Origin of the sequence: Collinsella sp. UBA1693, assembly GCF_002320115.1 — a bacterium.
GTDB classification, from domain to species: domain Bacteria; phylum Actinomycetota; class Coriobacteriia; order Coriobacteriales; family Coriobacteriaceae; genus Collinsella; species Collinsella tanakaei.
This window is the reverse complement of the sequence record NZ_DCJT01000010.1, coordinates 348,374-361,524: the sequence shown is the minus strand read 5'-3', so window position 1 is coordinate 361,524 and position 13,151 is coordinate 348,374. Positions and strand designations below refer to the sequence as shown.

At 58.5% G+C, this 13,151-nt stretch carries 13 protein-coding genes; 6 read left to right on the top strand and 7 right to left on the bottom strand.

Annotation, left to right across the window (positions count from 1 at the left end):
* Window positions 1-35: 35 nt before the first annotated feature.
* Window positions 36-335, top strand: coding sequence for a hypothetical protein (locus B3H65_RS06025; protein WP_286684526.1), 300 nt, complete (start codon window positions 36-38; stop codon window positions 333-335).
* A gap of 52 nt (window positions 336-387) precedes the next feature.
* On the opposite strand, the gene pflA is transcribed toward B3H65_RS06025, so the two are convergent.
* Together pflA and B3H65_RS06015 are read right to left on the bottom strand one after the other, a co-directional pair.
* The gene (pflA, locus tag B3H65_RS06020; protein ID WP_117679266.1) at window positions 388-1,206 is read right to left on the bottom strand and encodes a pyruvate formate-lyase-activating protein; all 819 of its coding nucleotides are present in this window, start codon (window positions 1,204-1,206) and stop codon (window positions 388-390) included.
* Window positions 1,207-1,282: 76 nt separating this feature from the next.
* Entirely contained in the window at window positions 1,283-2,602 is a 1,320-nt protein-coding gene (locus tag B3H65_RS06015; protein WP_286684525.1) for an O-acetylhomoserine aminocarboxypropyltransferase/cysteine synthase family protein, read from the bottom strand.
* 256 nt (window positions 2,603-2,858) lie between these two features.
* Here B3H65_RS06015 and B3H65_RS06010 point away from each other — a divergent pair, with 256 nt between their 5' ends.
* The gene (locus B3H65_RS06010) at window positions 2,859-3,992 is read left to right on the top strand and encodes an SLC13 family permease (RefSeq protein WP_286684524.1); all 1,134 of its coding nucleotides are present in this window, start codon (window positions 2,859-2,861) and stop codon (window positions 3,990-3,992) included.
* Window positions 3,993-4,339: 347 nt separating this feature from the next.
* Here the strand turns inward: B3H65_RS06010 and grcA3 are convergent, their stop codons facing one another.
* From grcA3 to B3H65_RS05990, 4 genes are all read right to left on the bottom strand, one after another.
* The gene (gene grcA3 / locus B3H65_RS06005; RefSeq protein WP_009140865.1) at window positions 4,340-4,591 is read right to left on the bottom strand and encodes an autonomous glycyl radical cofactor GrcA3; all 252 of its coding nucleotides are present in this window, start codon (window positions 4,589-4,591) and stop codon (window positions 4,340-4,342) included.
* Between the two features lie 210 nt (window positions 4,592-4,801).
* A complete protein-coding gene (pflB, locus tag B3H65_RS06000) occupies window positions 4,802-6,922 on the bottom strand; it encodes a formate C-acetyltransferase (protein ID WP_286684751.1) in 2,121 nt (706 codons plus the stop codon).
* Between the two features lie 345 nt (window positions 6,923-7,267).
* The gene (locus B3H65_RS05995; protein ID WP_286684523.1) at window positions 7,268-8,746 is read right to left on the bottom strand and encodes an ATP-binding cassette domain-containing protein; all 1,479 of its coding nucleotides are present in this window, start codon (window positions 8,744-8,746) and stop codon (window positions 7,268-7,270) included.
* 452 nt (window positions 8,747-9,198) lie between these two features.
* The gene (locus B3H65_RS05990) at window positions 9,199-9,342 is read right to left on the bottom strand and encodes a hypothetical protein (protein ID WP_286684522.1); all 144 of its coding nucleotides are present in this window, start codon (window positions 9,340-9,342) and stop codon (window positions 9,199-9,201) included.
* Window positions 9,343-9,645: 303 nt separating this feature from the next.
* On the opposite strand from B3H65_RS05990, the gene B3H65_RS05985 reads away from it, so the two are divergent.
* Together B3H65_RS05985 and B3H65_RS05980 are read left to right on the top strand one after the other, a co-directional pair.
* Window positions 9,646-10,665, top strand: a complete 1,020-nt coding sequence (locus B3H65_RS05985; protein WP_117679261.1) for an SPFH domain-containing protein — start codon at window positions 9,646-9,648, stop codon at window positions 10,663-10,665.
* 97 nt (window positions 10,666-10,762) lie between these two features.
* Window positions 10,763-10,942, top strand: a complete 180-nt coding sequence (locus B3H65_RS05980; protein ID WP_009140869.1) for a hypothetical protein — start codon at window positions 10,763-10,765, stop codon at window positions 10,940-10,942.
* A 104-nt stretch (window positions 10,943-11,046) separates the two neighbouring features.
* On the opposite strand, the gene B3H65_RS05975 is transcribed toward B3H65_RS05980, so the two are convergent.
* Window positions 11,047-11,199 (bottom strand): helix-turn-helix transcriptional regulator, encoded by a 153-nt coding sequence (locus tag B3H65_RS05975; protein WP_286684521.1) that lies wholly within the window; start codon window positions 11,197-11,199, stop codon window positions 11,047-11,049.
* 941 nt (window positions 11,200-12,140) lie between these two features.
* Between B3H65_RS05975 and B3H65_RS05970 the strand changes: the two genes are divergently transcribed.
* Window positions 12,141-12,650 (top strand): helix-turn-helix domain-containing protein, encoded by a 510-nt coding sequence (locus B3H65_RS05970; protein ID WP_286684520.1) that lies wholly within the window; start codon window positions 12,141-12,143, stop codon window positions 12,648-12,650.
* Window positions 12,651-12,747: 97 nt separating this feature from the next.
* Window positions 12,748-12,912 (top strand): helix-turn-helix transcriptional regulator, encoded by a 165-nt coding sequence (locus B3H65_RS05965; RefSeq protein WP_286684519.1) that lies wholly within the window; start codon window positions 12,748-12,750, stop codon window positions 12,910-12,912.
* The last annotated feature ends 239 nt before the right edge of the window (window positions 12,913-13,151 follow it).

Genomic DNA, 13,151 nt, shown 5'->3' with positions numbered 1-13,151 from the left:
CCTGGGGAGCCACCTGGAGGAGGTCGGCAACGGTCGTGCACGACAAGGAGCGCGCCCACAACGGAGCCATCGCCGACAAGGGGTGCGCCTCGGAGGCCTATAAGGCCGACGTGGGCAACCCGGCATACCTCGAGGCCATGGAGATGGTGAACAACCTGAGCTCGTGGCTAAAGCGCCACCTCCGGCGCTTCACGGGCGTGGACCCGGCGAACCTCCAGTCCTACCTGGACTGGTTCGTCTACCTGTTCCGCGTGCGCCAGGCGCAGAACAGGTGGCCCAAGGCTGCAAGGGCGGTCCGCCATCTGATCATGGCCGACGCGACCTACCGCACGTAGGAGGGCATGCGGGACCACCACACTTCTAGACTGTTAGATTTCCTTTAATTGACTACGCTCCGTAAGCATTCTTCTCCGCAGCGCGGCCGGCACGCATGCCATGCAGCACCGCAGCCCGCAGCTCGGGAATACGGGCCTTGTCCATCTGCGGGACGCCTTCGAGCTTGTAGGGAATGCCGAGCTTCTCGTATTTCACAATACCCATGGTGTGGTACGGCAGCAGCTCAAGGCCCACCACGTTGCGCCAGGGAGCGATAAGGCGCCCCAGAGCCTCGCATTCTTCAACCGTATCGGTGATGCCCGGCACGATCACATGGCGGATCACGGTCTTGATGCCGCGACGGGCGATTTCATCTCCAAACGCTATGATGCGCGCAGGGTCGCAACCCGTCAGCTCGCGATGACCCTCTGGGTCGGCATGCTTAATATCCAACAAGACCATATCGGTCTCGCGCAACACAGCGTCAAAGCGCTCCGGATGCTCGGGCGAATAGGCATAGCCGCAGCTATCAAGGCACGTGTGAACACGGCCGCGGGGATTCTCGTGCATGGCGCGGAACAGATCGGCCAGGAAATCCGGCTGCAACAAGGGCTCGCCGCCCGTGACGGTGATGCCGCCGGACTTGTAGAACTGCCGATTGCTTTCAAATTCTTGAACAAGTTTCTCGACCGAAACCATGCTACCCGCGTTCACTGCCCAAGTATCGGGGTTGTGGCAGTACGCGCAGCGCATGGGGCATCCTTGGGTAAAGACCACAAAGCGAATACCGGGGCCGTCCACCGTGCCCATGCTCTCGATCGAATGAATGCGTCCAAGGGCGTACTGAGAAGATGCGGCATCTGCATCCGCATCGAATATCTTCTGAGCCATGCGTGCTCCTATCTTGAATGGTTCCCATCCATTCTAGAGCACGCACGGCCCCGTCAATGTGCTTGTTTTGCCGCCGTTACTTCTCCGCGGCGTCAAGCGAAGCAAAGGCCTGCTCAAGGTCCCAAATTATATCGTCCGCCGCCTCGGTGCCAATGGACAGGCGAATGGTCGCCTGTGTGATGCCCTGGTCGGCAAGTTCGGCGTCGGTCAGCTGCGAATGCGTGGTAGTCGCGGGATGGATCACCAGGCTCTTTACATCTGCTACGTTTGCCAGCAGGCTAAACACCTGCAGATGGTCGATGAACTTCCACGCAGCCTCTTTACCGCCCTTGATCTCAAAGGTGAAGATGGAAGCTCCGCCGCGCGGGAAGTACTCGGCATAGAGCGCGTGATCGGGGTGGTCGGGCAGGCTTGGATGGTTCACGCGCGCAACATGCGGATTGGATGCAAGATACTCTACTACGCGGCGGGTGTTCTCGATGTGGCGATCAAGACGCAGCGAAAGGGTCTCGGTGCCCTGCAGCAAAATCCAAGCGTTGAAGGGCGAGATGCACGGGCCCTCATCGCGCAGCAAGATTGCACGCACATAGGTTGCAAACGCCGCGGGTCCCGCCGCATCGACAAAAGATATGCCATGGTAGCTGGGGTTCGCCGCTGCAATAGGAGCATATTTGCCGCTTGCCGCCCAATCGAAGGTGCCACCGTCCACAATAATGCCGCCGAGGCTTGTGCCGTGACCGCCGATGAACTTGGTGGCGGAGTGCACCACTATATCCGCTCCATGCTCAAGAGGACGGAATAGATACGGCGTGCCAAACGTGTTATCGACCACTACGGGTAGACCGTTGTCATGAGCGATCTTAGCGATAGCGTCAACATTTGGAATATCGGAATTTGGGTTACCGAGCGTCTCCAGGTAGACCAGCGCGGTGTTGGGACGAATCGCCTCAGAGACCTCGTCCAGATCATGAGCGTCCACAAAGGTGGTCTCGATGCCAAATGCCGCCAGCGTGTGCTCAAGCAGGTTGTAAGTTCCGCCGTAGATGGTTTTCTGAGCCACCACGTGAGCTCCGGCCTGCGCCAGCGCCTGGATGGTCAGCGTAATCGCCGCGGCGCCGGACGCCACCGCCAGTGCGGCCACGCCGCCCTCGAGCGCCGCGATGCGCTCCTCGAGAACGGATTGCGTGGTGTTGGTGAGGCGTCCGTAGATATTGCCCGCGTCCGCCAGGCCGAATCGATCCGCCGCATGCTGCGAGTTCTTAAACACATAGCTGGTGGTTTGATAGATTGGGACCGCACGCGAATCCGTTGCCGGATCAGGCTGCTCCTGGCCCACGTGCAACTGCAGGGTGTCGAAATGGAATGTGTGGTTTGGATTGTCTGTGTACTGGCCCATGGTTTGCCTCCTTGGCTCTTTGCTCCCCCAGTAATTACCTACTTATTCTGTAGTTAATTGGGGTTGCATAGTACGCCTCCATTTGCCAATGGTCAAACCCACGGCATTGGTTGGTTTCCATGTTGTTACGCGCCCGCCGTCGCTTCCCGCCGGTGCCCCCTGCGTTTATCCGCGAGCATAAAGCAATAACGCGTTCGCACAAAGCCTCTACCTTGACGTATTATCGATAAGCTGCACATCTACCGGGGGAGCAACCATGTCGACCGATCTTAGTTCGCGCATTCGCGACTTCATCAAATCCGAAGCCGTTTTAGTTATCGCCGCCGTCGCGGCGGTTGCATCTATGGCGGCCTTCCCCCTCACCCCCGCCACGCTTTCTACCTATATTGGCTATATCGACATGCGTACCATAGGCCTGTTGTTCTGCCTGATGACGGTAGTCGCAGGTCTGGGAAGGGCGGGGCTTCTCAACGCCATTCGCGATTGGCTCATGACCCGCGTTGGATCAGCCCGCACGCTCGCTTTTATACTTATCAACGTTGTCTTTATCTCCGCCATGCTGGTCACCAACGACGTTGCGCTCATCACGTTTGTGCCGCTGGCCCTCGCCCTGTTTATGCAAGCGACCCCGCGCGCGACCATCGCCACCGTTGTCGCCATCACCGTCGCGGCAAACCTAGGATCCATGTGCACCCCCATCGGCAATCCCCAAAACATCTTTTTAGTCTCCGCGTTCAGTATGGACATAGCCGCATTCTTTGCGACGGTTCTTCCGGTGGGGGCGCTCAGCTACCTATGCTGCATCGCTCTCACCCTGATGGTTCCAACCGAACATCTTGAAGACGTGAATCACGGAGAAGCATCTCCTGTACACCCACGGCTTCTCGCGCTCTACCTTATACTCTTTGCACTTTGCATCGCATGCGTTGGCCACGCCATCTCATGGCAGCTCTGTTGCGCCGCCGTCGCCGCCGCATGCCTCGTCCTTGATCGGCGTGTCTTTATGAACCTAGACGCGAGCTTGCTCGTCACGTTCATTTGCTTCTTCGTCTTTGTTGGTAACCTCAAGCAAATCGGCTCGGTCTCATCCTTCATCGGCGGCATTATGGAGGGGCGCGAAGTACTGGTCTCCGCCCTTGCCAGCCAAATTATAAGTAACGTTCCCGCCGCTATTATGCTTTCTGGCTTTACCGACAATGTGCAGGCGCTGCTGCTTGGCACCAACATTGGAGGACTCGGCACGCCCATCGCGTCGCTCGCGAGTCTTATCTCGCTGCGCATCTACGCCCGTATGCCCCACGCCCAAACCGGTCGCTACCTACTCTGGTTCTGCGTGATCAATATCTGCCTGCTTGCACTGCTGCTTTTTATCGCGTTCATCCTCTTCTAGTTTTATCGCTTTTGAGGCGCTGGCCGCAGTAACGGCGCGCACTTATGACGGATAATCGCATCGATTACCGAGAAGGCATAGTAGGCGCCCCCGCCTGACCTTAAAAACAGCTGGCAGACGCCATGCCTACCTAGAGCATACAAAGGGAATTTCAAAATTCGTGCAATTATCCGTCATAAGCGCGCGGCGGGTGCGCAACGGATAGCAAACGCACCACTCTGCTCGCATTCCCGGCGCCCATTAATGCCAGCCCTAAAGCTCCCGCAGTGAAAAAGCCGCCGAGCGGACAAACGTCCACCCGGCGGCTTTGCAAGCAACCCAACTATATAAAGTAGCTAGATGAGCTATTACATACCCTCGTGGAAGGTACGAGAGATAACCTCGTCCTGCTGCTCCTTGGTGAGGTTGTGGAAGTTGACAGCGTAACCGGAAACGCGAATGGTCAGCTGCGGATACTTCTCAGGGTGAGCCTGGGCGTCAAGCAGGGTGTCGCGATTGAACACGTTGACGTTCAGGTGGTGGCCACCCTTCTCAGCGTAAGCGTCGATCATGCCAACCAGGTTGTCTGCCTGAGTCTGGGGGACGTCAGAAACCTTCATGTGAGCCTCCTTCTATGCCCGCGATGCGGGCCCGGTACCAAAGTCGCTATCGAGATTATATCTCGATATGGAGCCATTGCCACCAAGACAATGACATTTTTGCAATCGTACGCAACGTCCATACGCTGCGAAAATGTGCGAGTCGCAGCACAGATTGCAAAGCAAGCGGGCAAAAAGCCAACAACCTCTCGCCCGCCGAATCAAAGCGATTTACTGGCAGTCGCAAGCGCCCTCGGGAGCCGAGGAGTCGGTGCAGTCGCAGCAGGGAACAACGTTCTCGATCTCGATGTCACCAGAGAGGTCCAGATCGCCAAAGAACACCTGGTCCTCCTTGCCCAGCGCGCCGGGGATGATGGAGAAGGTGTTGGAGATGCCGTCCTGAGCGTCGCGGAACGGAAGCTTGGAGACGGAGGACAGCGAAGCGATGGCGCCGTGGGTATCGCGCTGGTGCATGGGGTTGGCACCGGGGGCGAAGGGCACGCCGGCCTTACGACCGTCGGGGGTGGCACCGGTCTTCTTGCCGTAGACCACGTTGGAGGTGATGGTCAGAACCGAGGTGGTGGGGACGGAGTTGCGATACGTGTCGTTCATACGGATGTACTCCATGAACTGGTGCACGATATCGTGGGCGAGGACGTCGACGCGGTCGTCGTCGTTGCCGTACTTGGGGAAGTCGCCCTCGATCTCGAAGTCGACGATGATACCCTGCTCGTCGCGAACGGGGTGGACCTTCGCGTACTTGATGGCGGACAGGGAGTCGGCGACAACGGAGAGGCCTGCGATACCGGTAGCGAACCAGCGGTGAACGTGCTTGTCATGCAGGGCCATCTGGATGCGCTCGTAGCAGTACTTGTCATGCATGTAGTGGATGATGTTCAGCGAGTTGACGTACACGCCGGCCAGCCACTGCATCATGTCCTTGTACTTCTCCATGACGTCGTCGAAGTCCAGGGTATCGCCCTCGACGGCGCGGAACTTGGGGCCGACCTGCTTCTTGGAGACCTCGTCCACGCCGCCGTTGAGCGCGTAGAGCAGGCACTTGGCCAGGTTGGCGCGAGCGCCGAAGAACTGCATCTCCTTGCCGACGCGCATGGAGGACACGCAGCAGGCGATCGCGTAGTCGTCACCGTGGTAGACGCGCATGACGTCGTCGTTCTCGTACTGGATGGACGAGGAGGCGATGGAGGCCTTGGCGCAGAACTCCTTGAACGCGTGGGGCAGCTTGGTGGACCACAGGACGGTCAGGTTGGGCTCGGGGCTGGTGCCCATGTTCTCCAGGGTGTGGAGGTAGCGGAAGCTCATCTTGGTGACCAGGGTGCGGCCGTCGACGCCCATGCCACCGATGGACTCGGTGACCCACTGGGGATCGCCGGAGAACAGGTTCTGGTACTCGGGGGTACGGGCGAACTTGACCATACGAAGCTTCATGATGAAGTGGTCGACGAACTCCTGGATCTGCTCCTCGGTGAAGGTACCGTTCTTGAGGTCGCGCTCAGCGTAGATGTCGATGAAGGTGGAGGTACGGCCGATGGACATGGCGGCGCCGTTCTGCTCCTTGACGGCAGCCAGGTAGGCGAAGTACATCCACTGGATGGCCTCCTGGGTGTTCTTGGCCGGCTTGGAGATGTCGAAGCCGTAGAAGTCGGCCATCATCTTGAGCTCGCCCAGGGCGCGAATCTGCTCCTGCAGCTCCTCGCGGTCGCGGATGTTCTCCTCGGTCATGACCTTGGGGGTGGAAGCCTTCTGGGCCTCCTTGTCCTTGATCAGGTAATCGATACCGTACAGGGCGACGCGACGGTAGTCGCCGATGATGCGGCCGCGGCCATAGCCATCGGGCAGACCGGTGATGATGTGAGCGGAACGGCAAGCGCGCATCTCGGGGGTGTACACGTCAAAGACGCCGGCGTTGTGGGTCTTGCGGTTGAAGGTGTAGTTCTCGACAACCTCGGGGTCGATCTCATAGCCGTGCTGGGCAGCAGCCTGCATGGAGATGCGGATACCGCCGTTGACGTGCAGAGCGCGCTTGAGCGGCTTATCGGTCTGAAGACCAACGATGGTCTCGCGCTCGGGGTGAGCGGCGTCGATGTAGCCAGCGGGGTGGCTCACGATGCCGGTAACGGTCTTGGTGTCCATGTCGAGCACGCCGCCCTGCTCGCGCTCCTTGAGGAGCAGAGCCATGACGTCGTCCCACAGCTTGGTGGTGCGCTCGGTGGGACCGACGAGGAACGACTCGTCGCCCTCGTAGGGGGTGTAGTTCTTCTGGATAAAGTCGCGGACGTCAACCTCGTTCAGCCAATTGCCGCCTTCGAAGCCTTCCCATGCCTCCTGCATTTTTGTGACCACTCTCCTAGAGTCAACGTTGCGCGCGTTGGGGGCTCGCGCGCGAATATATTGGACCTCGATGTATGGGGAAACCAACAGCCCAACGCATACTTAATTAAACCCAACAGGCAATAAGCCGTTTAACCATGCATAAGGCACCGTTCAGGGCATAAGATGCGCGCTCGGGCGTCAATTAAGACCATTCACCGAGAAATCACCCATGTTCGTAAGAATATCATAGGCGGGCATGGGCGTACGCCCCCAACTCCTACAATTTTGGAGCAATTTAGATGTGGCTAACTCCATCATCTACGTAGGTTTTATCTCGCGCTTTCATACAATAAAGTGTCTATCCTATTCATACTTTTGAACCCTACCATCCAATATGTTCCACCTGACCGATGTGCACGCATTTAAAAACCGCTCGTCATGCGATACCAGCAGCAGCGCTCCCGGGTATCCTGCAAGAGCCCGCTCTAGCGCCTCGACCGAATGAAGGTCCAAATGGTTGGTCGGCTCGTCCATCACTATGAGGGCGGGCGACGACAAAACCCCCAGCGCCAACAGCAGCTTTCGCATCTCCCCCGGGCTGGTTGTGCATCCCTCCAGTATGCGAGCCGGATCAGAATTGAGCTGCGCCACCACGCTGAGCACCCTGCCGCGCTCTCCGGAAGATAAGGCCCTCACGCGCTCGACCACGCTGCGCGCGAGCCCCTCGTCCAACTCCTGCGGAATATCCAGCCAAGCGATGTCATCCGGAACATGTGGACGAAGATGTTCTAGAAGCGTCGACTTTCCCGCCCCGTTGGGGCCCGTGATGGCGATGTGGTCCGTATTGCCCACATAGAGGTCGGGGAGGTGCAGCACACCGGGCCCGCACGGAATATCGCGCGCGCCGGAACGTATCAGCACGCGTCGCGGCGCCGGGGCCACGTCGAGCCACAAGTCGCCGTCGTAGCGCTTTTCGACCCGGGCGTGCGCCAGCCGTTCGCGTGCGGCATCAAGGCGTCCCTCCAACTGAGAGGAGAGCCGACCCCGTTTTCCGTCTTGCCCGCTGAAGCGCGCGAGGTCGATTTTCGCCTTGGCGCTCCTGTCCTTTTGATCGATATGCCGCTTTGACATGCGCGCGTCCGCCCGAGCGGCTTCATGGGCACGCTTATCCTTCTCGACCACAAGTCGATCAAGCTGCTCCTTGGCGCGGCGCCTTTCGCGCATCGATGCCGTTCTCTCAAGATCGCGCTGGCCGCTCGCCCGCGTAAAGCCGCCTGGCCGCACCCGCACGGCACCCGCCTCGAATGACGCACACCGGTCTACCAGGCCATCCAATAACTCGCGGTCATGACTCACCACGATGCCTATGCCGTCAAAGTGGCGCAGCACCGTCATAAGGCAAGATCGCGCGGCGGCGTCGATATGGTTGGTAGGCTCGTCCAAGACCAGCACGTCAGGCTTAGCCCACAGCGCGCAGGCGATCTGAAGCTTTTTCTGCTCCCCGCATGAAAGCTCATCGTAACGCCAGGGCATATCGTCCTCTAGGGCGAGTTCGCAGCGCAGGTCACGCGCTTCTCGATCGTATGCAGCAGCAAAATCATAGAGGTTTTCAGGCGCAAGAGCCGTCTCCTGAGAGCACAGCAAAGAAACAGAAGGGCCGGTCACCAATCCAGCTTGCGGCTTCAGCTGTCCGCACGCGATTTTGGCTAGCGTCGTTTTTCCGCATCCGTTATCCCCCAAAAGGCCCGTCCAGCCCTGGGGAAAGACAACGCTGACGTCGCGAAGGATAGGCTCCGCGGACGAAGGATAGGTATACGTAATGGATTGAAGCGACAGCTGCATGCATATCTCCTTGTGACATTTCAAGCCGCGTCCCGCCAACATGGCGAGCGCCTTCGCGCGCGGGGCGCGGCGAAGCGGACTTTTTACCGGTGCATCCGGCGATGTTGAAATGTCTTAGAAGCGCATGGTTGCCAATCTATGAGAAGGAACGCCCTCGCATGGGGCTCGGTTTCACTACGAGCGGGCGCTTGAACGAGCATAACAGGGTCGATAACGCGCGGTCAAGGAAGCACATTCACGCCAGCGGCGACGTGAAGCCCCGGTTACCGCCCACGGGTAAAAACCGGTAAAAACCACGTTGCAATACCCACAACACACACATTCAAGATTCAGCAAAGGTGCTATTATAAAAGCAACATCTGGCGTCCGCTCTCTCGATCGGCAGCGCTCAGGTTGTTAGGATTAGGGGCCTAGGCGCTGCAACGCCGAAGCCCCACTTTTATGCCATGACGCTATCGCCGTGGCATTTTCATCCTCACTCTTTTCGCGCGCCGCTTCTCAATCGTTTTTCGCTGCTGCAGCAATTCAAAGAAAGCCGTCAAAGCGTTTAGAACCGCACATGCGAGTTCCAGTAATTCGATCACGATATCGACCATAGGACATCGCTCCTTTCGAATTAAGAGCGCTGCCCTTGCGGACGCCAAATGCTGCTACCAACTTTATGACATTTAGATAGCGGCAAGCAGATCCGTTCTTCATCCCCATAATGTGTTCACTACAGAACACTTTACGCATTCTTGAGGAATTGCTCTCTTGACTTGGTTTCAATGTGATATCACAATGAGACCAACGAAGCGCACGGAAAGCTTCGTATTGGGGGTCGTCCTCCCCCACGGAACAACAGGACGGCGCCCGGGCCGTCACGCAAACGCGGGCGAATGAGTCGAGGAGGAACTTCGATGAGCGTGGAAAAGAAAATCAAGGCCAAGAGCGGATACGGCATGCTCGCCATAGTCGCCGTGCTGCTTGCAGTAATTGTTGGCCTGTTCATCTGGAGCGTCGCGGGCATGGCCGGCACGCCGGAGGGCATCGACACGCCCGCCGTCTACGGTTGGGGGCTAGGGGTCAGCATCTTTGCCTTCTTGCTGTGGTTTATCCCGTTGAGCGGCTTTTTCTCTCTGCAACCCGGCCAAGCGCGCGTATGCATCCTCTTTGGTAAATACGTTGGCACCGTCCGCGACGAGGGCTTCTTCTGGGCAAACCCCTTCTACAGCAGGAGCATGGGCGGCAGTGCGGGTATCGGCGAGATGCTGGAACTCGAGATGAGCGACTCCAAAGCCGCCAAGGCCGCAGCTCAGAAGGCCGCCAAGGGCAACCCCACCACCATCTCCACCCGCGTGCGCACCCTGAACGGCGAGCGCCTCAAGGTCAACGACAAGATGGGCAACCCCATCGAGATCGCCAACGTGGTGGTGTGGCATGTAGCCGATACCGCCAAGGCGCTCTTTGACGTGGACGATTACCAAAGCTACGTAGCCATGCAGGCGGAGACCGCGCTGCGCCATGTGGCGAGCATCTACGCCTACGACCATGCCGAGGAGAATTCCGATTCCATGGACGCCATCACCCTGCGCGCCAACGTGGAAGAGGTCTCCACCGCCCTGAAGCACGAGCTGTCCCAGCGCTTGGCCCCCGCCGGCGTAACCGTGGACGACGCGCGCCTCACCCACCTTGCCTACTCACCCGAGATCGCCCAGGCGATGCTGCGCCGCCAGCAGGCGGAAGCCGTCATCGCCGCACGCAAGAAGATCGTGGAAGGCGCGGTCTCCATGGTCGATATGGCCGTCAAGGAGATGGCAGCCGGCGGCACCATCGAGCTGGACGAGGAGCGCAAGGCGCAGATGGCAAGCAACCTCATGGTGGTTCTCTGCGGCGAATCCGAGGCGCACCCCGTTCTCAACGCCGGCTCACTCTACTAATCAATATCACATGTAATGCCGGAGCTCTCCCAGTGGGGGCGCCGGCATCTCTGGTAAGGTCACATAAGACACAACACGAGTTCACGAGGCAGCTTACATGGCACGCAAGCAATACCCCCTTCGCATAGACCCCGCCATCTGGGAGGCGGTGCAACGCTGGGCTGACGATGAAATGCGCAGCGCCAACGGCCAGGTGGAGTGGATCTTGCGCGACGCCCTCAAGCGCGCGGGGCGCCTGCCAAAAAAGGAAGACGCGCCAAAAAACGACAAGAGTTAAATCGCCAGCAACCATATGTCTGCAAAGCGCCGCGAGTGCAAACGAGCCCCCGATCAAGGGCAAGCACTCCGGCGCTCAATTTATATTTGGATTCTTTTCCCTGTTCAGAGGCATGTGAGCTTGTCCATCTCTGGATAGGACTTCTCCGCCTCCCACTTGGTGACGGACTGGCGTGACACGCCAAGAAGCATGGCAAGCTGCTCTTGCGTCATGTTGCGCGTGGCGCGCAGATGCTGGAGATTGTCGCGAAAACTCATGGTGGGTCCTCTCGTTTGCCCGGGACGCGACTTGCGGCCCGCTTTGGAGCGGGCGCGGCGTCCCAAGCGTTTGGCGTATTCCTGCCGGCGACTTACATACTACGGTAGCCACGCGTCGAGAACCACCAACTTGAGGCTTCATTTTACGCAACTTACAGGCACCCAGCGGTTGCATTCCGCAGGTAGATTGCTTGAGCGGACGATGAGCGGGAATTTGCTCCCCTTATTACGGAAAATCCTCGCAGTGGGAACACGGTGCGAAAGCCATGCCGTTAGTCGCTGAGAAAACTATCCCCTTTTAATAAAACTATAGAACACACGTTCGCGTATTGCGCTATAACAGAGGCAGCGACATGGGCGGTGCCCTCCGAGTCCTTGCAGGGGGTTAGGAGGGTTCCCATGGCGAAAATCACCGCGCCGCTCATTGCGGCATCAGTGCTCGTTCTATCGATCGTGCTGCTCTTCCTTATCGCTCGCTAGCGATATAGGGGTGAAACTCGCCATATAAGGAAACAGCCGCCCTGTGCCGGAGCGGCTGTTCGTGCGGGTTTCACCCCACTGCTTCTACTCCAGGAGGGCGTACGCCTCCCAAGTCGCTACTAGTATACCCGCTTTTTCGGCGCCCCTGCACGCCATCCGCGGGTTTCTAGGCGGCGCCGGGCTACGCGAGCCTGGTGCCGTTTTTCAGCTATACCGTCATTATGAGGCAAGCGCCGAAGAAACCGAAGGGCTCATCTTTGCTCACTCGCAATGATGACAAAACGGACCCCAAATCGAAAACGCCCACCCTTTCCCGCTTTCGCAAGCTACGCCCTCATCAGCACACGCCCTCACGCAATCGCACCGCTACGGCCCGCTGTTACAAACCGTTGCTTGCGGCAACGGACGTGCCATGAGCAATATTGCGGTATCGTAAGTCCCAGCGAGAGAAAGGGCTCCCCATGTTAAACGAGAACATCCGCGAACTCAGGAAACAGAAGGGCTTGTCCCAAGAGGAGCTCGCAATCAAGCTGAGCGTGGTGAGGCAGACCGTATCCAAATGGGAACGCGGTCTCTCGGTGCCCGACGCGGAGATGCTCCTTTCCCTGGGCGAGGTGCTCGATACGCCTGTAAGCACCCTTTTAGGCAAGACGGTCATCGCTTCTGAGCCGGACAGCCTGCAAGCCCTCTCCGAAAAACTCGAAGTGCTCAACGCGCAGTTTGCGCGGGCTCAGGAATTAAAGCGCCGAGCCTTGAACACGCTGTGCATATCGCTCGCCGTCGCCGTAGCCCTTATCCTCCTGGCGCTTGGAATGATTGGGGAATCATATCTCGACTGGAATTTCACCAACCCCGAATACGCGATCGCGGGCACCATGCTCCACGGCTTCGAGTGGATTTTCGTCCGCATCGCGCCCTTCATCCTCATCGCAGCCATCGCCGGGGCGATCGCGACCCGTAAAAAGGGATAGCGCAACAAAGCGTTGCTCGACGGGCCACATGCGGCACGAGATAATCGCGAGAAAGAAACGGGCCTTAAACCCAATGCCCACCTAAAGGAGAATCGCCATGATCTTGCTCAAAGACGCCCTTGCCCAACTGCGCCGCGAACGCGGTCTCACCCAAGAGGAACTCGCCTCGCGGCTCTACATCACACGCCAAGCGGTAAGTCGCTGGGAAACTGGCGGGAGAGAAAATGCCCTTCAACCGGCTGTACCTGCGCCGATACGATGATGATACACTCGTACACTCTGATTTTGAACTTATTTTTGCCGAATTAGGCTTGGCGAACAATCGGGAATGACATACACTATCAGTACGCGGCATCGTGTCGCGCGGCTGTCCGACGTAGGCAGCGGTAGCGCGATACATCATAACGACGTCGGCCGAAGCGGAGTCGCGCATGAGCGCGGACTCGGATGAGGAGTCATCGGGCGGTCTGAGATCGCCTCAGTAGCGATTCGGTACAGCGC

Coding starts and splice junctions, on each gene's coding strand:
- pflA (WP_117679266.1), bottom strand. CDS start 1,206: ATGGCTCAGAAGATATTCGATGCGGATGCAGATGCCGCATCTTCTCAG.
- B3H65_RS06015 (WP_286684525.1), bottom strand. CDS start 2,602: ATGGGCCAGTACACAGACAATCCAAACCACACATTCCATTTCGACACC.
- B3H65_RS06010 (WP_286684524.1), top strand. CDS start 2,859: ATGTCGACCGATCTTAGTTCGCGCATTCGCGACTTCATCAAATCCGAA.
- grcA3 (WP_009140865.1), bottom strand. CDS start 4,591: ATGAAGGTTTCTGACGTCCCCCAGACTCAGGCAGACAACCTGGTTGGC.
- pflB (WP_286684751.1), bottom strand. CDS start 6,922: ATGCAGGAGGCATGGGAAGGCTTCGAAGGCGGCAATTGGCTGAACGAG.
- B3H65_RS05995 (WP_286684523.1), bottom strand. CDS start 8,746: ATGCAGCTGTCGCTTCAATCCATTACGTATACCTATCCTTCGTCCGCG.
- B3H65_RS05990 (WP_286684522.1), bottom strand. CDS start 9,342: ATGGTCGATATCGTGATCGAATTACTGGAACTCGCATGTGCGGTTCTA.
- B3H65_RS05985 (WP_117679261.1), top strand. CDS start 9,646: ATGAGCGTGGAAAAGAAAATCAAGGCCAAGAGCGGATACGGCATGCTC.
- B3H65_RS05980 (WP_009140869.1), top strand. CDS start 10,763: ATGGCACGCAAGCAATACCCCCTTCGCATAGACCCCGCCATCTGGGAG.
- B3H65_RS05975 (WP_286684521.1), bottom strand. CDS start 11,199: ATGAGTTTTCGCGACAATCTCCAGCATCTGCGCGCCACGCGCAACATG.
- B3H65_RS05970 (WP_286684520.1), top strand. CDS start 12,141: ATGTTAAACGAGAACATCCGCGAACTCAGGAAACAGAAGGGCTTGTCC.
- B3H65_RS05965 (WP_286684519.1), top strand. CDS start 12,748: ATGATCTTGCTCAAAGACGCCCTTGCCCAACTGCGCCGCGAACGCGGT.